This is a genomic window from Aeromonas sp. QDB30 (genome assembly GCF_027707645.1).
Taxonomy (GTDB): domain Bacteria; phylum Pseudomonadota; class Gammaproteobacteria; order Enterobacterales; family Aeromonadaceae; genus Aeromonas; species Aeromonas caviae.
On record NZ_JAPCIY010000076.1, the window covers coordinates 1 to 19,995 of the forward strand.

A 19,995-nucleotide genomic window follows, 5' to 3' on the forward strand; every position below is an offset into this window, starting at 1 on the left:
TGGAGACAGCCAGTTTACCAGCACCCTGTCTGTCAACTTCCACTTCCCCAAGATCCCGCGAAGAACCTTTTTTTATGGGCGAGTGAGTTGTCGATGCTGAAAGCGTCGAAGAACTGTGGCCCATAGAGCACTGACAGGAATAAGGGACTCCAATTACTTGGTAAAGTATCCCTTCCGAATTACACAGGGAAAATCGATACATAACAGGACCTTGGAAGGAGCTTTAAATGGAATCGCCACTTAAGGTTTTGTGCATTTATAGGGATGAACAATGAATCGCCCCTACTTTCCTAGACACCTCAAGAGCCTCAAACTGAGGTCAATCAGGAGGTGTTATGAGCAAGCAGCAACGTTACACAGAAGAATTCAAACTGGCAGCCGTCAAGCAGGTGACTGAGCGCAATTACCCAGTAGCAGAGGTCGCTGAACGACTTGGTATTTCCAGCCACAGTCTTTATGTCTGGATCAAACGCTACAGCCAACCCGAAGCGCAGCAACAGGATGACTCCAGCCAGCAAGCCGAAATTCGGCGCCTCAAGGCTGAACTGCGTCGCGTCACCGATGAGCTGCATATTCCGGTCGAAAATGAACACCTATTCCGGTTTAAAATGAACGCTGATTCCGGCTTGCGTGTACACCGTTTCCGGACACCTCAGAGCGCGAACTCTGATGTCAGATGAACCGTCATGCTCCAATGACCTGGACCCACAACTGCCGCGCTGCGCTTGGCTGCTGGCTTGTTCGGTGAGTCGAAAAGATGCCTCCCCTCAAAGCTCAGCTTCTGCTCGCAGAATACCTGGCCGCATACTTTCCGGAAATGGTGTTCACAGATTCCGGAATCACTGTTCAACTTCACCGGAATACGCATGAGCGAGATATCTTAAAAAAGGCCGCCGCGTACTTTGCCAAGCTGTCAGGGTAAGGTACGCCTTCATCCGGGAGCACGCGTCCGCACATCCCATCCGCAGACTGTGTCGGATGATGAATGTCCACCCGAGCGGTTATTACGCCTGGCAGCACCAGCCTTTATCTGCCCGAGCCCTGGAAGACCAACGCCTTCTTGGCCAGATCAAGCAATGTTGGCTAGAAAGCGGGGGCATCTATGGTTATCGCAAGATCCGGGATGACCTGCGAGAGATGGGCGAGACCTGTGGGAAACACCGGGTGGCGCGATTAATGCGTCATGAAGGTTTACGTTCACAAACCGGTTATCGCCGCCGTCCCGGTCATTATGGTGGCCGGCCAACGGTGGTTGCACCGAACCATCTTGAACGCCAGTTCGATGTGACTGAGCCAAATAAGGTCTGGGTAACAGACATCACTTATATCCGAACCCATGAAGGTTGGCTCTATCTGGCCGCGGTATTGGATTTGTTCTCACGACAAGTCATTGGTTGGTCAATGGGGCCACGTATCGACCGAGAGCTGGCTATCAGCGCGTTACTGATGGCGGTGTGGCGACGGCGACCGGAGCAGGAAGTGCTGGTTCATTCCGACCAAGGGAGCCAGTTTAGCAGCTATGACTGGCAGGATTTTTTGCGGGATCATCGGCTTAAGGCCAGCATGAGCAGACGTGGCAATTGTCATGATAACGCGGTGGCGGAGAGTTTCTTCCAGCTCCTAAAACGCGAGCGGATCCGACGTAAAACCTATGCGGATCGCGAGGAAGCCCGGCAGGATGTGTTCGATTACATTGAAATGTTTTACAACCCCAAGCGCCGGCACAGTTTCAACCATGGGCTATCGCCAGTAGAGTGTGAAAAGCAATATTTCGAGCGGCTCGAAAGTGTCTAGAGAAGCCGGGGCGATTCACTTCCTGCTCCACAAAACAGGGGTTGTCACCCTGTATTGCCACTTCATGCCCATGGAGTGAACAAGGGGAGGGTGCAACCTATTTAGCACCTGCGCCACGTGAGTCCCCTTGATTGACCAGCTTAGGCCCCAGTGGCCGGTCTTTTCATAGGGCGAGTGAGGCGTTCTGAGGCGTTCTTCAATCCTGTGAGTCGATGGCCGGTTGCAGATACGCAGCGGTTAGAGCAGCGTAGAGAGGGGAGGGGGTTGGTATCCTGAACCGGAATGCCACAAGGAGCGGCACCCCGGGAGATAAAAAAACCGGCCTCAGGGGCCGGTTTTTGTTGTGTGCCAGGGGCTTAACGCAGCACCACGTGCTGGAAGCCCTGCACCAGGCTGATGACAGGCTGGGGGTAGATGCCGAGCAAGACCACCAGAATGGCGGAGAGCAGCACCACCAGGCCCCCGGAGGAGAAGGCCCAGTCGGCCCTGGCATCGCGTAGTTGCATGCCGGGTTCACGCAGGTAGAGGGTGACCATGACCCGCAGGTAGTAGTAGAGCCCCAGGGCACTGCCGAGCACGATGGCGCCACTGAGCCACCACAGCTTGGCATCGACGGTGACGCCGATGAGGTAGAACTTGCCGATGAACCCCAGCGTCATGGGGATACCCGCGAGGGAGAGCATCATCACCGTCATCACCGCCGTCAGATAGGGGCGCTTCCAGAACAGACCGCGATAACTGTGCAGGGAGTCCGCATCCTTGCCGCGATAGGGGCTGGACATCATGCTGATGACGCCGAAGGCCCCCAGGCTGGTGAACAGGTACATCAGCAGATAGACGCCGGCCGCTTCCACCGGCATCTCGCCGAGGCGGCTTGCCACCACCACTGCCAGCAGATAGCCGAAGTGGGAGATGGAGGAGTAACCCATCATCCGCTTGATGTTGGTCTGGATCAGCGCCAGGAGGTTGCCGACCACGATGGAGATGACTGCCATGGCCGCCAGCAGCCAGTGGATCATGGGATCCGAGGTGGCGGGTACCGCCAGGTAGAAGCGCAGCAGCACGCAGAACACGGCTATCTTGCTCACGGTGGCGAGGAAGGTGGCCACCGGTGCCGGCGCCCCTTCATAGACGTCCGGGGTCCAGAGGTGGAAGGGGGCGAGGGACAGCTTGAACGCAAAGCCGACCAGCATCAGGCCAAAGCCCCCCATCAGCAGCGGATGGTGAGCCGGGCTCTGGGCCAGTGTCACACCGAGATCGCTGAAGCTCAGGCTTCCGGCCTGGGCGTAGAGCAGTGCCATGCCGAACAGCAGGAAGGCGGTGGCACTGGCGGAGAGCACCATGTACTTGATGCTGGCTTCCAGCGAGTGCCGCTCGCGATAGGCATACCCCACCAGACCGAACATGGGCAGGGTCAGCATCTCGATCCCGATGAAGAGCGAGGCGAGGTGACGGGAGGCCGCCAGCACCAGACCACCTGCGGTGGCGATGAGCAGCAGCAGGTAGAACTCTTCCCGGTTGTCCGGATAGCCCTTGAGCCAGGTGCGACCGAAGGTACAGGTGGCCAGGGCCCCGATGAGCACCAGCCCCATGTAGAAGACCGCGTAAGCGTCTACTTGCAGCAGGGGAGTGACCCCCTGATCCCCCTGGGCCATCACGATGGGCAGGGAGAAGAGCGCGAGGTTGAGGCCGATGATGGTGACCACGAAGGCGGTGTCGTCACAGCGCTTCCAGGCGATGGCCAGCATCAGGGCCACCATGGCCCCCGTGGTCAGCAACAGGGGCAGCAGGGCCAGCAGTTGAGAAACAGTAAACGTCATGACAGTGCTCCCGACATGGACAAGGAAGGCGAAAGAGAAAGCATCATTGCAGCGCCCCCGTGCCCGGCAGCGCGTACCAGTGCAGCACGCTCAGGAGGCTGCTGCTGGCGGTGTCGAGCACCGGCTGGGGATAGAGACCGAGCAGCACCAAGAGGCCGGCGATGGTCAGCATCATGGTCAGTTCCCGGGTATCCAGCCCCTTGAGCATGCTCTCCTCCCGGGGCGTCCCGAAGCAGGCCCGTTGCAGCATGATGAGGGAGTAGACCGAGGCCAGCACCAGCCCGAAGGTGGCGATGACGGTGATGACGGGGGCCACCTGGAAGCTGCCGATGAGGATCAGGAACTCGCCGACGAAGTTGCCGGTCCCCGGCATCCCGAGGGATGCGACGGAGAAGAACAGCATCACGCCGGGCAGGTAGCGCAGCCGTCCCCAGAGACCGCCCATCTGGCGCAGATCCCGGGTGTGCAGGCGCTCGTAGAGCTGGCCGCACAGGATGAAGAGGCCGGCGGCCGAGAGCCCGTGGGCGATCATCTGCACCACGGCGCCTTGCAGGGCGAGCTCGCTGCCGGAGTAAATGGCGATCATCACGAAGCCCATGTGGGAGATGCTGGTGTAGGCCACCAGCCGCTTGATGTCGGTCTGGGCAAAGGCCAGCAGGGCGCCATAGACGATGCCGATGAGGCCGAGCACCATGGCGTAGGGGGCAAACTCGGCGGACGCCTCGGGGAAAAGCGGCAGAGTGAAGCGCAGCAGGCCGTAGGCCGCGGTTTTCAGCAAGATGCCCGCCAAGTCCACGGAGCCTGCGGTGGGCGCCTGGCTGTGGGCATCAGGGAGCCAGCCATGGAGTGGCACCAGGGGCATCTTGACCGCGAAGGCGATGAAGAAGCCCAGCATCAGCAGCCACTGTACCGTGCTGCTCATGGGGGTGTTGAGCAGTTCCTGATAGTTGAAGGTGAAGACACCGGTGGCGGCGTGGTGGGTCAGTACCAGGCCCAGGATGGCCACCAGCATGATGAGGCCGCTCGCCTGGGTGTAGATGAAGAACTTGGTGGCGGCGTTGATGCGCGACTTGCCATCGGTGACCGAGTGGCCCCAGAGCGCGATCAGGAAGTACATCGGCACCAGCATCATCTCCCAGAAGAAGAAGAAGAGGAACAGATCCACCGCCATGAAGACGCCGAGCACGCCCCCCAGGATCCACAGCAGGTTGAGGTGGAAGAAACCGATGCGCTGGACGATCTCCTTCCAGGAACAGAGGATGGCCAGCACGCCGATGAAGCTGGTGAGGATCACCATCAGGAGCGACAGCCCGTCCACGGCGAGGTGCAGGGAGATGCCGAAGCGGGGGATCCAGGGTTGTTGCCACTCGGCTGCCCAGACGGGGAGGCCGGGGCTGGCGAGGGTGAAGTCACCACCGAGCCAGATGGCGCTGGAGAGCACCAGACAGGCGCTCATGGAGGCGAGGGCCACCCAGCGGACAAACTGTCCGCCGAGCCGCTCCATCTGCCAGCAGAGCAAGCCGCCGATGAAGGGAATTAGCAAGATCCAGAGTAAGGTCACGATATCAGCTCTCATCTAGGTTCTAGTCGGGCAGGCGCTGAGCCTGCCACACAATATTGGGCTCATGGATCAGCCGAGCAGCAGCAGGGCCAGGATCAGGGCGGCGCCCATCCCCATGGAGGCTGCGTACCAGCGCAACTTGCCGGAGACGGTCCAGGCCAGCAGCTGATGCCCCCCCTGGGCCAGCACGGCGGGCAGGTTCATCACCCTGTCCAGCGGATCCTTGCCGAGCAGGCGAGTCGCCAGCAGGTAGGGTTTGACCCAAATCAGGTCATAAAGCCAGTCAAAGCCCCAGGCATTGAACCAGAGGGTGGACAGAGCCCGCCCCGGTGCACTCTCGGCGATCCCCTTCGCCAGGCGACGTTCGCCGAGGAAGAGGAAGGCGGCCAGCGCAATGCCTGCCACGGCGATGACGCCGGAGAGGATCTCGAGGCCATGGCGTCCCTCTTCGATGTGATCCCCGGGGCCTGCCGGCAGTACTCCGGCGAGCGGCGGCACGATGAGGGCGCCGACGCCGGTGGAGAGCACCAGCAGCACCAGCAGTGGCAGATGGTGGGCAAGGCCGTGACCTTTGTGCGCCTCGGTCTGCGCCTTGCCGTGGAAGGCGATGAAGATGAGGCGGAAGGTGTAGAGGGAGGTCAGGAAAGCCCCCCCCAGACCGGCCCACAGCAGGGCGCTCTGGCCACTGGCCTGCACCTGCCAGAGGATGGCGTCCTTACTGTAGAAACCGGCGGTCACCAGCGGCAGCGCGGCCAGGGCCGAGCCCCCCACCAGGAAGCAGGCATAGACCAGTGGCAGCGATTTGCGCAGCCCCCCCATCTTGAAGATGTTCTGTTCGTGGTGGGTCGCATTGATCACGGCCCCGGCAGAGAGGAACAAGAGCGCCTTGAAGAAGGCGTGGGTCATCAGGTGGAAGATGGCCCCTTCCCAGGCACCGACCCCCAGGGCCAGGAACATGTAGCCAATCTGGCTCATGGTGGAGTAGGCCAGGATCCGCTTGATGTCGGTCTGTACCAGGGCGGCGAAGCCCGCCAGTACCAAGGTAATGGCACCGACCAGGGCCACCAGATGGAGGATCTCCGGTGCCAGCAGGAAGAGGCCGTGGGTGCGGGCGATGAGATAGACACCAGCGGTCACCATGGTGGCCGCGTGGATCAGCGCCGAGACCGGGGTCGGGCCCGCCATGGCGTCCGCCAGCCAGGTCTGCAGCGGCAGCTGGGCGGATTTGCCGACCGCGCCGCCGAGCAGCATCAGGCAGGCGAACGACAGGGCAGGGGAGCCTTCTGCGAACATCGCGGGGGCGCGCACCAGCAGCTCGTGAATGTTGAGGGTGCCGAGCTCGCGATAGAGCACGAAGAGCCCGATGGCGAGGAAGACGTCGCCGACCCGGGTCACCACGAACGCCTTGAGGGCGGCGGCGCCGTTGTTGCGATCCTTGTAGTAGAAGCCGATCAGCAGGTAGCTGCACAGCCCCACTCCTTCCCAGCCCAGATAGACGAACAGCAGGTCATCGGCCAGCACCAGGAACAGCATGCTGGCGATGAAGAGGTTGGTGTAGGTGAAGAAGCGTGAATACCCCTCTTCCCCACGCATGTACCAGGAGGCGAACAGGTGGATGAAGAAGCCCACCCCGGTCACGACCCCCAGCATGGTCAGTGACAGCCCGTCCAGGGAGAGACGGAAGGCGGGCTGGAACTCGCCCACCGTCATCCACTGCCACAGGGTCTGGGTATAGACGCCGCCTTCCGGCATGGTATTGAGAAAATCGATGCCGACCCACAGGGTAGTGAGGGCCGAGAGACCGATGCTGCCGACACCGATGAGCGCCGAGGTGCGCTCGCCGAGGCGGCCGAGGGAGAAGGCCAGCAGCAGCCATCCCAGCAGCGGGAACAGGAAAGTCAGAAATAGGAGGCTCATCCGCGCATCTCGCTCACAGTGTCCACGTTCAGGGTGTGGTAACGACGATAGAGCAGCAGTAACAGGGCGAGGCCGATACTGGCCTCCGCTGCCGCCAGAGAAATCACCAGTATGTACATGATCTGGCCGTCGGCCTGGGCCCAGCGGCTACCCGCCACCACGAACGCCAGGGCGGACGCGTTCATCATGATTTCGATACTCATGAGGATAAACAATAGGTTGCGGCGTATCAGCAGGCCGCACAGGCCGATGGCAAACAAAATGGCCGCCAGCAGGAGGCCGTGCTCCATGGGAATTCCACTCATCGCCATGCTCCTTGTGCTTGCTGGATGGAAAGGGGGCGGGCTGCCGGCAGCGAGCCATGCCTCACCACGGGGATGTCGCTCATTGCTGACCTCCTTCCTGTGTGGTGCGAGGCACGGAGAGCACTTCCCCGCTCTTGTCCTCGCGGCCCAGGTGATAGGCGGTGACCAGACCCGCCAGCAGCAGGATGGAGGCGAGCTCCACCGCCAGCACATAGGGGCCGAACAGGGCGATACCGACCTCCTTGGCGCTGACCTCGGTCAGACCCAGTTCACCGCCGGTCACGCCGAGAATGCCGTGGGCCAGAAAGCCCAGCAAAATGAGGGAGAGCAGGGCCGGGCCACCCCAGGTCATGGGGGTGAGCCACTTCTTCTCCTGATCCTGGGCGCTCCCCAGGTTCAGCATCATCACCACGAACACGAACAGCACCATGATGGCGCCGGCGTAGACGATCACCTGCAGGGCCCCCGCAAAGGCGGCGCCCAGGCAGAAGAAGATCATGGCCACGGCGATGAGGGAGATGATGAGATTGAGCAGCGCATGCATGGGGTTGCTGGTGCTGATCACCCGCAGCGTGCTGTAAACGGCGACCAGGGCCGCGGCATAGAATGCCAGTTCCATGATTGACTCCTAGGGCAGCAGGCTCTTGACATCGATGGGCTTGGCTTCGTTCTCGGCATCCCCTTTGGGTTTGCCGTCGATGGCCATCCCGCTCATGCGGTAGAAGTTGTAGTCCGGGTATTTGCCGGGGCCGCTTATCAGCAGATCTTCCTTCTCGTACACCAGATCCTGGCGACGATACTCCCCCATCTCGAAATCCGGCGTCAGCTGGATGGCGGTGGTGGGGCAGGCCTCCTCGCACAGGCCGCAGAAGATGCAGCGGGAGAAGTTGATGCGAAAGAACTCCGGGTACCAGCGGCCATCTTCCCGCTCCGACTTCTGCAAGGAGATGCAACCGACCGGGCAGGCGACCGCACACAGGTTGCACGCCACGCAGCGTTCGTCGCCATCGGGATCCCGGGTCAGTACGATGCGACCGCGAAAACGGGGGGCGGCGTAGACCGGCTGCTCCGGGTAGCTCAGGGTTTCACGGGGGCGCCAGGCATGGGAGAAGACCATCCCAAGACTGCGCAACTGGGTGCCAACACCCTTGATAATGCTCGTAATTTTCATAGGTGCCTCACTGCACATTTATCAGCACTGGCGTCTGAGCGTTTCCTTGCCGCAGACGGCCGAATCATCGTCATGTCCATCTCGTTTTGCTCACGCATTCATCAGCACCACGGCAGCGGTGACCAGCATGTTGAGCAGGGTCAGGGGCAGGCACACTTTCCAGCCAAAGGACATCACCTGGTCGAAGCGCGGGCGGGGCAGGGAGGCCCGCAGCAGGATGAAGAACACCATGAAACAGGCTGTCTTCAGGGCGAACCAGATGAAGGGCGGCAGCCAGGGGCCGTGCCAGCCACCGAAGAAGAGGGTCACGATGAGGGAAGAGATCAGCACGATGCCGATGTACTCCCCCACGAAGAAGAGACCCCACTTCATGCCCGCGTACTCGATGTGATAGCCGTCGGCGAGCTCCTGCTCGGCCTCCGGCTGGTCAAACGGGTGGCGGTGGGTGACGGCGACCCCGGCAAACAGGAAGGTGATGAAGCCCAGGATCTGGGGGATCACGTTCCACATGCCGGCCTGGGCCTCGACGATGTCACGCAGGTTGAAGCTGCCGGTCTGGATGACGATGCCCATGAGCGAGAGGCCAAGGAACACCTCGTAGGAGAGGGTCTGGGCCGAGGCGCGCAGGCTGCCGAGCAGGGAGTACTTGTTGTTGCTCGACCAGCCGGCGAACAGCACGGCATAGACCGCCAGCCCGGCGATCGCCAGGATATAGAGCAGCCCCACGTTGAGATCCGCCACGCCCCAGGTGGGGGTGATGGGCACCACCGCAAACGCCAGGATGAAGGCGGTGAAGGCGATGATGGGGGCCAGCACGAAGATCCGGCGATCCGCAAAGGGCGGGATCCAGTCCTCCTTGAAGAACATCTTGACCATGTCGGCCGCCAGTTGCAGCAGGCCGAAGGGGCCAACCCGGTTGGGGCCGTAACGGTCCTGCCACAGTGCCAGCAGGCGGCGCTCAATGAAGCTCATGAAGGCGCCGGCCCCCACGATCCCCACGAGCACGACCAGGGCCTTGCCGACCTCGATCAGCAGATCCATCAGAGAGTCGCTCATGCGATGACCTCCTGCAGGTTATCGATCAGGGCGTGGTGCAGGGCGGTCGGCAGGCCGTTCACCCCGAGTGGCAACCCTGCCAGGCCCGGAGCCAGCGCATCGCTCAGGCGAAGACGCAGGCGCCAGTGGTTGCCACCCCAGGAGAAGGCCACCAGTGCGTCAGGGGACAGTGCCAGGCGTGCGGCATCCGCCGGGTTCAGTACCAGGGTGGGTTCCCCCATGCGAGCCTGGATGACCGGGCTTCTGGCGGAGAGCTCCTCGCCACCGAACAGCTGGTCATAGCTCACCACCTGGAGGGATGCGGCGGGCAGGAAGGGGGCCGGGATGGCGCCAAACCAGCCCAGGTTGCCTTCGCCCGGCTCCAGCAGGCGGCGACCGGGATCCCCGGCACGCAGGTTGCCACCCACCTCGTCCTGGAACTTGTTCCAGGCGGAGGGGGAGTTCCAGCCCGGCGCCCAGGCAAACGGTACCTGGGAGAGGGGCTGGCGGGCACCGGCGTAGCCTTCCATGGAGAAGGCGAACGGTGAATCGGGATCCTGGGCGACTCTGGGCTCGCTCACGTTCTGGTTCGCCAGCATGGAGGTGCGACCACTGTAGCGGTGCGGCTCGCGGGCGAGCTTCATGCCGCGGATGCGCAGGCCGGCGTTGGGAGCAGGCTCGCGCATGGTGCTGAGCTGCGGGGTGCTGGCGGCGCACTCGGCGCTCACGTCGTCGAAGGTGCTCCAGCGCAGGGGCTTGCGCGCCAGCGTCCCCTGCAGGGCGGCCAGCCAGCGCCAGCCCTCGCGCACCTGGATGTCGGCGTTGTAGAAGGCGGGGGAATAGACCTGGAAGAAGCGCTGGGCGCGGCCTTCCATGTTGATAAGCGTCCCGTCGCCTTCGGCGAAGCTGGCGGCGGGCAGCACCAGGCTCGCCTTCTTGGCGGTCTGGGTGTCCTGGTGGTCCACCAGCAGTAGGTGCTGCAGGCGATCCAGGGCGGCATCCACCCGGCTGCGCGGCGCACGGCGGTAGAGATCGTTCTCAAGCACCACCAGGGCGAGCTGCTCCTCCCTTTCGATACGCTCGAGGGCGCTCTCCAGCGGGGCGGCATCCCGGGCCAGCATGGCCAGCCCCAGGCTGTTGGCCTCCTGGGCCACCAGGGCGAGCTCCACGGCCTGGCCGCGGCCCTTGAGGGCGCGGGCGATGTTGCTGGCCGCCTCGATCAGCGCCAGTGAACGGGCACCATTGCCTGCGATGATGAGGGGCTTCCTGGCGCTGCCCAGCAGTTCGGCCCAGCGGGTGGCCAGGGCCTGCTGCTCGGGGGCGAGATCCGTCGGCGCCGGGGCGGTGCCGTCAAGCAGGTGCGCGATGGCAAAGCCGAGGCGCGCCTGATCCGCGTGAGGGGCGTGCAGGGTGCCGCTCGCCACGTCGTCCAGACGGGTGGCGTCCAGGCTGGTGATGAGCAGGGGATAGCGCTCGTTCTGGGCCAGGGTCTGCACCGCAGCGACCTGCCAGAGATCCACCTTCAGCTTGCGGGCGATCTCGCGGCCCTTGCCCTTGACCGCCTGGCGCAGGGCCAGGGCGATGCGGGCGGCAGTCTGGGTGACGTCCTCGCCGAGCACCAGCACGGCGTCGGCCTCCTCCATGTCGCGCAGGCTGGGGGTGCGCACACCGCCCTGCTCCAGGATCTGCAGCATCTTCTGCAGGCAGGCCCACTCGCTCTGCTCAACACCAGAGTAGAAGTTGGCGGCGCCCACCAGCTCGCGCAGGGCGAAGTTGCTCTCAAGAGACGCGCGGGGCGAGCCGATGCCGATGACGCCGGAGGCGGTGCGCAGGGCGTCCGCGGCGCGGTTCAGGGCACCGTCCACCGTGATGGCCAGCTTGTCGCCGCCATCTTGCAAGAGGGGCTGGCGCGGGCGGTCGGCCAGGTTGACGTGACCGTAGCCGAAGCGGCCGCGATCGCACAGGAAGTAGTGGTTGAGGGCGCCGTGGAAGCGGTTTTCGATGCGGCGCAGCTCGCCGTAGCGCTCACCCGGGCTGATGTTGCAGCCAACCGAGCACCCCTGGCAGATGCTGGGGGCGAACTGCATGTCCCACTTGCGGTTGTAGCGCTCGGAGTGGGTCTTGTCAGTGAAGACGCCGGTGGGGCAGACCTCCACCAGGTTGCCGGAGAACTCGCTCTCCAGGGTGCCATCCTCGACCCGGCCGAAGTAGACGTTGTCGTGGGCGCCATAGACCCCGAGATCCTCGCCGCCGGCGTAATCCTTGTAGTAGCGCACGCAGCGGTAGCAGGCGATGCAGCGGTTCATCTCGTGGTTGATGAAGGGGCCCAGATCCTGGTTCTGGTGGGTGCGCTTGGTGAAACGATAGCGGCGGCTGTTGTGGCCGGTCATCACCGTCATGTCCTGCAGGTGACAGGCGCCGCCCTCTTCACACACCGGGCAGTCGTGGGGGTGGTTGGTCATCTGCCACTCCACCACCGTCTTGCGAAACTCCTTCGCCTCTTCGTCCTCGATGGAGATATAGGTGCCATCGGTGGAGGGGGTCATGCAGGACATGACCAGGCGGCCGCGCTTGTCGTCGGCATTCTGATACTGTTTGACCGCGCACTGGCGGCAGGCACCGACGCTACCCAGCGCCGGGTGCCAGCAAAAATAGGGGACGTCCAGACCCAGCGACAGACAGGCTTGCAGCAGGTTGTCTGCCCCGTCTACCTCGTACTCTTTACCGTCTACATGAATGGTTGCCATACAACTTCCCTGAAACCTGTTTTATGAAATCGGCTATTGCCCGATGCGTCCTGGCGCTTACCAGCGCTCGCCCAGCAGGTTGGGCTGGATACCCTTGAACAGCTTGTGATTGTCGTGGGGCGCCTTGACCCCGGCCTCGAATTCGGACCGGAAGTACTTCATCGCACTGCCAAGGGGCTCGACGGCGCCGGGGGCATGGGCGCAGAAGGTCTTGCCCGGGCCCAGGAAACTGACCAGCTGCTCCAGGGTGGCGAGATCCTCGGGTTGGCCCTCGCCCCGCTCCAGCGCCCGCAGCAGCTTGACGCTCCAGGGCAGGCCGTCGCGGCAGGGGGTGCACCAGCCGCAGGATTCGCGGGCGAAGAACTCCTCCATGTTGCGCAAGAGGCTCACCATGTTGATGCTGTCGTCCACCGCCATGGCGAGGCCCGTTCCCATCCGGGTGCCGACCTTGCCGATGCCGCCGGCATACATCTGGGCATCCAGGTGCTCGGGCAGCAGGAAGCCGGTACCGGCGCCGCCAGGCTGCCAGGCTTTCAGGCGATAACCGGGCTTCATGCCGCCGGCATAGTGCTCGAACAGCTCGCGGGCCGTGATGCCAAAGGGCAGCTCCCAGAGGCCGGGGTTGTTCACCTTGCCGGAGAAGCCCATCAGCTTGGTGCCGTGATCTTCCGAACCCGGCAGTGCCAGCCCCTGATACCAGGCCACACCGTTGCCGATGATGGCGGGGACGTTGCACAGGGTTTCGACGTTGTTGACGCAGGTCGGCTTGCCCCAGACGCCGGAGACGGCGGGGAAGGGGGGCTTGGCGCGCGGGTTGGCGCGCCGTCCTTCCAGGGAGTTGATAAGCGCCGTCTCTTCGCCGCAGATGTAGCGACCGGCGCCGGTGTGGACGAACAGCTCGAAGTCAAAGCCCGAGCCCAGGATGTTCTTGCCGAGGAGCCCCGCGGCCTTGGCCTCTTCCACGGCGCGGCGCAGGTGGATGGCGGCATCCACGTACTCGCCGCGCAAGAAGATGTAGCCACGGTAGGCCTTGAGGGCCTTGGCCGAGATGATCATCCCCTCGATCAGCAGGTGGGGCAGCTGCTCCATCAGCATGCGGTCTTTGTAGGTATTGGGTTCCATCTCGTCGGCGTTGCAGAGCAGGTAACGGATGCTCATGCTCTCGTCCTTGGGCATCAGGCCCCACTTCACCCCGGTGGAGAAGCCGGCGCCGCCGCGCCCCTTGAGGCCGGCGTCCTTGACGGTGCTGACGATGTCGTCCGGGCTCATCTGGCTCAGCGCCTTGCGGGCGGCCTCGTAGCCCTGCTTGGCCTGGTACTCCTCGAGCCAGACCGGCTGGCCGTCGTCCCGCAGGCGCCAGGTGAGCGGGTGAGTCTCGGCGGCGCGGGGGATGCGGTTGGCGGTGCCGAGGGAGGCGAGTGTCTTGCCTGGCTGGATGCTCATGGGTAGGCCTCCAAGGTCTTGAGCAGGCTGACGGCGTCGAGCCCGCCGTAGGTGTCGTCATCGATCATGATGGCCGGCCCCTTGTCGCAGTTGCCGAGACAGCAGACGGGCAGCAGGGTGAAACGACCGTCCGGGGAGGTCTGGCCGGGGGCCAGATTGACGACCTCTTTCAGACCGGCCAGCAGCTGCTCGTGGCCGTTGATGTAGCAGACCATGCTGTCGCAGACGCGGATGATGTGACGACCCACCGGCTGGCGGAAGATCTGGCTGTAGAAGGTGGCGACCCCTTCCACGTCGCTGGCGGGGATGCCGAGCTCGGCGCCGATGGCGTGAATGGCGCCGTCAGGCACCCAGCCACGGGCCTGTTGCACTATCTTGAGCGCTTCGATGCTGGCTGCACGGGGATCTTCGTAGTGGTGTTTCTCGTGTTCGATGGCATCGCGCTCAGCCTGGCTCAGGACGAAATCTCCCTGCTGGCTGCTGCATGCCCCTTGCCCTTGTGGGGTCTGGTTATTGTGACACTGACATTGGCTCATGACTTGACCTTTTGTGGCTTGTCCCTTTACTGCGCGTCTTGCCCTTCGCCCCGGCTGCCGGGGCGAGAGGACTCAACGATCCACATCTGACATAACGAAATCGATACTGCCTAGGTAGACGATAAGATCCGACACCATCTGGCCGCGGATCACCGAGGGGATCTGCTGCAGGTGAGCAAAGCTCGGGGTGCGGATCCGGGTCCGGTAGCTCATGGTGGAGCCGTCGCTGGTCAGGTAATAGCTGTTGACCCCCTTGGTCGCCTCTATCATCTGGAAGGACTCGGCGGCCGGCATGACAGGCCCCCAGGAGACTTGCAGGAAGTGAGTGATCAGGGTTTCGATGTCCTGCAGGGTGCGCTCTTTGGGCGGTGGCGTGGTGAGCGGGTGATCCGCCTTGAAGGGGCCCTCAGGCATGTTTTTCATGCACTGCTCGATAATGGACAGGCTCTGGCGGATCTCCTCGATGCGCACGGTGGCGCGGTCGTAGGCGTCCCCGTTGCTACCCACCGGCACCTCGAACTCGAACTGATCGTAACCGGAATAGGGGCGCCATTTGCGCACGTCAAAGTTGAGCCCCGTGGCCCGCAGACCGCCCCCCGTGGTGCCCCAGGCCAGGGCCTGGGCCGTGTTGTAGGCGGCGACGCCTATGGTGCGGCCCCGCAGTATGCTGTTGCGCATGGCCGCCTTTTCATACTCCATCAACCGCTTGGGCAGCCAGCTCAACAGGTTGTCCTGGATGAGGCGGGTCCAGCCGGCAGGCAGATCGTGGGCCACGCCGCCGATGCGGAACCAGGCCGGGTGCATGCGGGCCCCGGTGATGGCCTCGATGATGGTGTAGATCTTCTGGCGGTCCGTGAAGGTGAAGAAGACCGGGGTCATGGCCCCCACGTCCTGAATGTAGGTGCCAAGGAACAGCAGGTGGCTCTGGATGCGGAACAGCTCCGCCATCATCACCCGGATCATGTCGACCCGCGCCGGCACCTTGATGCCGGCCAGCTTCTCGACCGCCAGCACATAGGGCAGGTTGTTCATCACGCCGCCCAGGTATTCGACCCGGTCGGTGTAGGGGATGTAGCTGTGCCAGGACTGGCGCTCGCCCATCTTCTCGGCGCCGCGGTGGTGATAGCCGATGTCGGGCACGCAGTCGCGGATCTCTTCCCCGTCGAGTTGCAGCACCAGGCGGAAGGCGCCGTGGGCGGAGGGGTGGTTCGGCCCGAGGTTCAGGAACATGTAGTCCTCGTTCTCGTTGCCGCGGGCCATGCCCCACTCTTCCGGCTTGAACAGCAGGTTGTCCTGCTCCTGATCCTGCTTGACCGCATCGAGCATGAAGGGATCAAACTCGGTGGCGCGCGCCGGGTAGTCCTTGCGCAGGGGGTGCCCTTGCCAGCTCTTGGGCATCATGATGCGGGTCAGATGGGGGTGGCCATCGAAGGTGATCCCCATCAGATCCCACACTTCCCGCTCGTACCAGTTGGCGTTGGGAAAGTGGCGGCTGACGGTGGGCAGATGGAGATCGCTCTCCTTGAGCGCCACCTTCAGCATCACGTCGGCGTTACGGTCGATGGAGATGAGGTGATAGAAGACGGTAAAGTCGCTCTCCGGCAGGCCGTGGCGATGGCTGCGCATCCGTTCGTCGGTGGCGCTGAGATCGAACAGCATCACGAAGGGGGAGGGCAGCTTTTGCAAGAAGCCCATCACGTCCAGCAGCAGATCCCGGGAGAGCCAGATGACCGGTACGCCGGTACGGGTGCTCTGCACGGTGAAGCGCTCGGCACCGAAGTGGGCGAACAGCTCGCCGACCACCTGGGCATCGGCGTGATCGGCGGTTTGCCACTGGGCCATGGTGTAATTGCTTGGGAATTCTCGAGTCAGTTTCATGATCAGATCTCATCCGGCGTGCGCAGGTTGGTCACGTTGATCCGCTCGCCGCGCTTGCGTTCCTTCTCGGATTGCATCTGGGGACGGTAGATCCCCTGATCCCCCACCACCCAGGAGAGGGGGCGGCGCTCCTTGCCGATGGACTCCTGCAGCAGCATCAGGGCTTGCAGGAAGGCCTCGGGGCGGGGCGGGCAGCCCGGAATGTAGACATCGACCGGCAGGAACTTGTCCACCCCCTGTACCACGGAGTAAATGTCATACATGCCGCCGGAGTTGGCGCAGGCCCCCATGGAGATGACCCACTTGGGCTCGAGCAACTGCTCATAGAGCCGCTGGATGACAGGGGCCATCTTGATGAAGGGGGTGCCGGCAATCACCATGAAGTCGGCCTGACGGGGGGAGGCTCGTATGACCTCAGCGCCGAAGCGAGCCACGTCGTGGGGAGAGGTGAAGGCGGTACACATCTCCACGTAGCAGCAGGAGATGCCGAAGTTGTAGGGCCAGAGGGAGTTCTTGCGGCCCCAGTTGACGGTGTCTTGCAGCACCTCTTCGAGGCGCCCGATCATGATGCCGCGGGTCGCTTGCTGCGCCAGTGGATCATCGACGGTCTGGCGCTGTTCCTGGGGGTAGCGCTCAACGGGCGCATCCGGGTCAATCCGGGTCAGGGTGTACTTCATGGTGCAACCTCAAAGAGATAATCGGTAGTTCAGTCTGGTTTCTTGTCAGTCAGGACACGCTTTTTCGGGGCCCAGTCGAGGGCACCAATGCGCCACAGGTAGAGGAGGCCTACCAGCAGCAGGGTGATGAAGATGGTGGCTTCGATGAAGCCGACCCAGCCGCTCTCCCGAACGGAGACGGACCAGGCAAAGAGATAGAGGGCTTCGACATCGAAGATGACGAAGAACATGGCGACTAGGTAGAACTTGGCGGAGAAGCGCAGGCGGGCGTTGCCGACGGAATCCACACCGGATTCGAAGGGTTTGTTCTTGGCACGGCCATAGGCGCGTCCCCCCAGCAAGGCCGCCAGGCCTATCATGGTCAAGCAGATACAGATGGCGCCAATGACATAGACAGCAAAAGCCCTGTGCTGGACGGCAATATCAGCAAACATATAGGTTTTTCCCTAACCAAATTAATCATGTGACTTAACAATGATGTTACGTAGTATGCCACTTTCGTACTGATTTACATGTCATTTCAAAGGATTAATTATTAATCAACGGGATGAAAATCGTGTTTTGCTAGCGGGGTCAACTTTCTCGTTTGAGAATTGTTTTCAATCGTTTTTATGTAGCAGAAAAAAACCGGATAGTTTGAAAATCAGGGGGATGGCAGGAAACAAAAGACCCCGCATGGCGGGGTCTGTTTCAGGGTTGGAGAACGGGGAGGCTCTGCTCTGCCGCCTTGCCCTGGGAGAGCACGATCTCCACCCGGCGGTTGGCTTGGCGGTGAGCCGGGGTATCGTTTGGATAACGGGGTTGGGTATCCGCCACCCCTTGGGCGATCAGCCGTCGTGAATCCAGCTTGGGGTTGGTCAGCAGGGTGTGGGTGATGGTGGCCGCCCGCAGCACCGACAGCTCCCAGTTGTTGCGATAGAGCTCCACCGGCGCCTGGGAGTTGTCGGTGTGACCGGTGACCACCACCATGCCGGGGATGTCCGCCAGCACGTCCGAGACCTTGTTGACCAGCGGAATGAACTGGGGCTGCAAGAAGGCGGAGTCGGCCGGAAACAAGGTCTTTTCGCCGATGCGGATGACCAGTTGGCTGCCAAGCTGCTCCACCTCGATCTCTTTGGACTCGATTTGGCTCTTGAGCTGCTGATCCAGCTTCTGCTTGGTGACCGTGACCCAATCCTGCTCCTTGGTCTTGTGGGGCCAGGACTCCGTGGCCGCAGGTTTCTCCGAGGAGCCGATGGTCTCGTTGAAAGGGTCGGCCGCTGCTGCGGGCGTCTGGGTATCCAGCACCTGCTCTTTCTGGGAGGTATTGGGGGTGGTCTTGGACTCGGGTTCCAGTATGCCTGTGCCCCCCTGCATCACGGGGGAGCCGGCGGGAAGGGAAACCAGCCCTATCTTGCCAAGAGATTCGATAAAGCCCTGAATGAGCACGCGAGTCTCCGACTGCTTGGCCATGGCGAAGGAGTAGAGCACCACGAACAGGGCGAACAGCAGTGTCATGAAGTCGGCGTAGGAGACCAGCCAGCGTTCGTGGTTCTCCGGCGCCTCAGCCTTTTTCTTTTTCGCCACTGTGGCCTCCGAGGTAAGGCTCAAGGGTCACTTGCAGCCGTTGCTGTGACTCGCCGTCCACGATGCAGAGGATGCCGGTGAGGGTCATCTCCTTGTAGTGGCGGATCTGGTGGGCAAACGACTTGTAGCGGTTGCCGAAGGGCAGGAAGATGAGGTTGGCGGCCGACACCCCGTAGATGGTGGCGATAAAGGCCACCGCGATGGCGCCCCCCAGCTTGTCGGGGGCATCCAGCAGGCCCATGGCGTGAATGAGGCCAAATACGGCCCCGACGATCCCCATGGTCGGGCAGTAGCCCCCCATGGCCTCGTAGAATTTGACGGTCTGTTCGATATCTTCCTGCTCGAACTCGATCTCGTTTTCCAGTACCTCGTGGATTTTGGTCTTCTCGTAGCCATCGACCATCATCTGTACCCCTTTTTGCAGGAAGGGATCCTTGATGTCGTCGATCATGCCCTCCAGTGCCAGCATGCCGCTGCGCCGTGCATTGCCCGCCAGGGTTTCAAGCAGTTGGGCCTGCTCCAGCATGTCGAGGCGCAGGGGAGTGATGAGCCACTTGAAGCGCTTGAGGGTTTTACCAACCACGGAGAAGGGAAACTGGGTCAGTGCGGCACCGACGGTACCGCCGATCACGATGAGAAAGGCGGGCAGATCGAGCAGGGCGCTGGGGTGCCCCCCTTCTATCATGTTGCCACCCAGAATGGCTGCCAGGGCCAGCAGCAAGCCAATAAGACTCATTTGTCCATATCCCTATGCGATGTGTGAGGCTAGTGTAGCCATTTAACTATCAGTTTTTCAAAACGATATCCAATCGGTGAGCAATATCCGAGAGGTTGCGCAGACCCGGTAGTGTCCGGTGGCATCGGCCTGTGCCGCCTGGTCAGCAGAGCAGGTTGACGGCGCTGGTATGGCAGGACGAGGCAGTTATCCAGGTGATATCACAATATACTGTGCTATTCGTGAGAGTATGTTGGTTATTTATATCGTCATTTTCTCTTTGCTTGGCGTGATAAGCTGTCAACGAGAAAGGGCTGGCTGCCCTCGGGGCATCTCCCCTGTCGGCAGAGATCAGAGAGGCGGAAGGGATGGGATTGGCTGGGCGGCACTCGGCCAGGTATCGCGGCAAACCGTTTTTTCTGGCTCCGCCGATGACGGGTTTCTCCTGCCAGGGGGTTGGCAGACACCTTGAAGCAAAAACCGATCCTGAGGTCAGTTCTTCAAGCTGTACGCTGGGTCGGGATTGACTCGCGTCATCCCTGGCGCTCGCCCCTGGCCGTCCAGTCGGGCTATCCTGCCCGCCTGTCAACAGGGGTCGAACCGAGCCGCCCATCGCCAGATAAAGTAAAAGGCCCCGTCGCAAGACGGGGCCTTTTACTTTATCTGGCGGTGAGGGAGGGATTATACCAATCAGATTAAAGATGTGATCTAATTGCTCTATTCTGGTTTCACTGTACTCAGTATGTCCGATCTAATCGATTTCTTGGCCCTCGCCAAGGCAGAAACCAACGCCAGGAAACGCATGCGATTCCTGGCGTTAGCACACTTTC

Annotated in this window: 15 protein-coding genes and 3 pseudogenes; 3 read left to right on the forward strand and 15 right to left on the reverse strand. The window is 62.2% G+C overall.

Translation table 11 applies throughout. From position 1 onward, the window contains the following. Positions 1–87 precede the first annotated feature (87 nt). The 3 pseudogenes from PG896_RS21255 to PG896_RS17600 all read left to right on the forward strand — a co-directional run. Positions 88–244, forward strand: a pseudogene (locus PG896_RS21255) (IS4 family transposase); the annotation flags it as partial. A gap of 91 nt (positions 245–335) precedes the next feature. Next, positions 336–674 (forward strand): annotated as a pseudogene (locus PG896_RS17595) (transposase); the annotation flags it as partial. Between the two features lie 173 nt (positions 675–847). Beyond that, positions 848–1,794 (forward strand): annotated as a pseudogene (locus PG896_RS17600) (IS3 family transposase); the annotation flags it as partial. Between the two features lie 356 nt (positions 1,795–2,150). Here PG896_RS17600 and nuoN read toward each other — a convergent pair. The 15 genes from nuoN to PG896_RS17675 all read right to left on the reverse strand — a co-directional run bounded on the left by nuoN (position 2,151) and on the right by PG896_RS17675 (position 19,186). Next, on the reverse strand, positions 2,151–3,614 hold the full coding sequence (nuoN, locus tag PG896_RS17605; RefSeq protein WP_039038715.1) for an NADH-quinone oxidoreductase subunit NuoN: 1,464 nt from the start codon (positions 3,612–3,614) through the stop codon (positions 2,151–2,153). Positions 3,615–3,657: 43 nt separating this feature from the next. Beyond that, positions 3,658–5,175 (reverse strand): NADH-quinone oxidoreductase subunit M, encoded by a 1,518-nt coding sequence (nuoM, locus tag PG896_RS17610; protein WP_103244619.1) that lies wholly within the window; start codon positions 5,173–5,175, stop codon positions 3,658–3,660. A 69-nt stretch (positions 5,176–5,244) separates the two neighbouring features. Further along, positions 5,245–7,092 carry an NADH-quinone oxidoreductase subunit L gene (gene nuoL, locus PG896_RS17615; RefSeq protein ID WP_270836004.1) on the reverse strand — a complete coding sequence of 616 codons (1,848 nt, stop codon included), beginning with the start codon at positions 7,090–7,092 and terminating at the stop codon, positions 5,245–5,247. After that, entirely contained in the window at positions 7,089–7,397 is a 309-nt protein-coding gene (nuoK, locus tag PG896_RS17620; RefSeq protein WP_010675036.1) for an NADH-quinone oxidoreductase subunit NuoK, read from the reverse strand. Before nuoK ends, nuoL begins: the two co-directional genes overlap by 4 nt. Before the next feature lie 79 nt (positions 7,398–7,476). Further along, on the reverse strand, positions 7,477–8,016 hold the full coding sequence (gene nuoJ / locus PG896_RS17625; RefSeq protein ID WP_010675035.1) for an NADH-quinone oxidoreductase subunit J: 540 nt from the start codon (positions 8,014–8,016) through the stop codon (positions 7,477–7,479). A gap of 9 nt (positions 8,017–8,025) precedes the next feature. Further along, a complete protein-coding gene (gene nuoI / locus PG896_RS17630) occupies positions 8,026–8,568 on the reverse strand; it encodes an NADH-quinone oxidoreductase subunit NuoI (RefSeq protein WP_010675034.1) in 543 nt (180 codons plus the stop codon). Between the two features lie 90 nt (positions 8,569–8,658). Beyond that, positions 8,659–9,624, reverse strand: coding sequence for an NADH-quinone oxidoreductase subunit NuoH (nuoH, locus tag PG896_RS17635; protein ID WP_103857953.1), 966 nt, complete (start codon positions 9,622–9,624; stop codon positions 8,659–8,661). Beyond that, positions 9,621–12,350: an NADH-quinone oxidoreductase subunit NuoG gene (nuoG, locus tag PG896_RS17640; RefSeq protein WP_270836006.1), complete on the reverse strand. Its 2,730-nt coding sequence runs from the start codon at positions 12,348–12,350 to the stop codon at positions 9,621–9,623. Before nuoG ends, nuoH begins: the two co-directional genes overlap by 4 nt. A gap of 57 nt (positions 12,351–12,407) precedes the next feature. Then, a complete protein-coding gene (gene nuoF, locus PG896_RS17645; RefSeq protein WP_270836007.1) occupies positions 12,408–13,793 on the reverse strand; it encodes an NADH-quinone oxidoreductase subunit NuoF in 1,386 nt (461 codons plus the stop codon). Then, complete coding sequence (gene nuoE, locus PG896_RS17650; protein ID WP_010675030.1) at positions 13,790–14,329, reverse strand: NADH-quinone oxidoreductase subunit NuoE; 540 nt, start codon at positions 14,327–14,329, stop codon at positions 13,790–13,792. The genes nuoF and nuoE overlap by 4 nt, the downstream gene beginning before the upstream one ends. Positions 14,330–14,401: 72 nt before the next feature. After that, positions 14,402–16,207: an NADH-quinone oxidoreductase subunit C/D gene (gene nuoC, locus PG896_RS17655; RefSeq protein WP_041211563.1), complete on the reverse strand. Its 1,806-nt coding sequence runs from the start codon at positions 16,205–16,207 to the stop codon at positions 14,402–14,404. Positions 16,208–16,209: 2 nt separating this feature from the next. Then, positions 16,210–16,884, reverse strand: a complete 675-nt coding sequence (locus tag PG896_RS17660) for a NuoB/complex I 20 kDa subunit family protein (protein ID WP_010675028.1) — start codon at positions 16,882–16,884, stop codon at positions 16,210–16,212. Positions 16,885–16,913: 29 nt separating this feature from the next. Next, positions 16,914–17,318: an NADH-quinone oxidoreductase subunit A gene (locus tag PG896_RS17665; RefSeq protein ID WP_270836009.1), complete on the reverse strand. Its 405-nt coding sequence runs from the start codon at positions 17,316–17,318 to the stop codon at positions 16,914–16,916. A 256-nt stretch (positions 17,319–17,574) separates the two neighbouring features. Then, on the reverse strand, positions 17,575–18,450 hold the full coding sequence (locus PG896_RS17670) for a flagellar motor protein MotB (protein ID WP_113978780.1): 876 nt from the start codon (positions 18,448–18,450) through the stop codon (positions 17,575–17,577). Continuing rightward, entirely contained in the window at positions 18,428–19,186 is a 759-nt protein-coding gene (locus tag PG896_RS17675; protein WP_039038709.1) for a flagellar motor protein, read from the reverse strand. The genes PG896_RS17670 and PG896_RS17675 overlap by 23 nt, the downstream gene beginning before the upstream one ends. Positions 19,187–19,995: the final 809 nt, after the last annotated feature.

Excerpts from the sequence above, each read along its gene's own strand:
- nuoC (WP_041211563.1), bottom strand. The coding sequence starts at position 16,207 with ATGAAACTGACTCGAGAATTCCCAAGCAATTACACCATGGCCCAGTGG.
- nuoK (WP_010675036.1), bottom strand. The coding sequence starts at position 7,397 with ATGAGTGGAATTCCCATGGAGCACGGCCTCCTGCTGGCGGCCATTTTG.
- nuoL (WP_270836004.1), bottom strand. The coding sequence starts at position 7,092 with ATGAGCCTCCTATTTCTGACTTTCCTGTTCCCGCTGCTGGGATGGCTG.
- nuoG (WP_270836006.1), bottom strand. The coding sequence starts at position 12,350 with ATGGCAACCATTCATGTAGACGGTAAAGAGTACGAGGTAGACGGGGCA.
- nuoJ (WP_010675035.1), bottom strand. The coding sequence starts at position 8,016 with ATGGAACTGGCATTCTATGCCGCGGCCCTGGTCGCCGTTTACAGCACG.
- nuoN (WP_039038715.1), bottom strand. The coding sequence starts at position 3,614 with ATGACGTTTACTGTTTCTCAACTGCTGGCCCTGCTGCCCCTGTTGCTG.
- PG896_RS17665 (WP_270836009.1), bottom strand. The coding sequence starts at position 17,318 with ATGTTTGCTGATATTGCCGTCCAGCACAGGGCTTTTGCTGTCTATGTC.
- PG896_RS17660 (WP_010675028.1), bottom strand. The coding sequence starts at position 16,884 with ATGAAGTACACCCTGACCCGGATTGACCCGGATGCGCCCGTTGAGCGC.
- nuoE (WP_010675030.1), bottom strand. The coding sequence starts at position 14,329 with ATGAGCCAATGTCAGTGTCACAATAACCAGACCCCACAAGGGCAAGGG.
- nuoF (WP_270836007.1), bottom strand. The coding sequence starts at position 13,793 with ATGAGCATCCAGCCAGGCAAGACACTCGCCTCCCTCGGCACCGCCAAC.
- nuoI (WP_010675034.1), bottom strand. The coding sequence starts at position 8,568 with ATGAAAATTACGAGCATTATCAAGGGTGTTGGCACCCAGTTGCGCAGT.
- PG896_RS17675 (WP_039038709.1), bottom strand. The coding sequence starts at position 19,186 with ATGAGTCTTATTGGCTTGCTGCTGGCCCTGGCAGCCATTCTGGGTGGC.
- nuoH (WP_103857953.1), bottom strand. The coding sequence starts at position 9,624 with ATGAGCGACTCTCTGATGGATCTGCTGATCGAGGTCGGCAAGGCCCTG.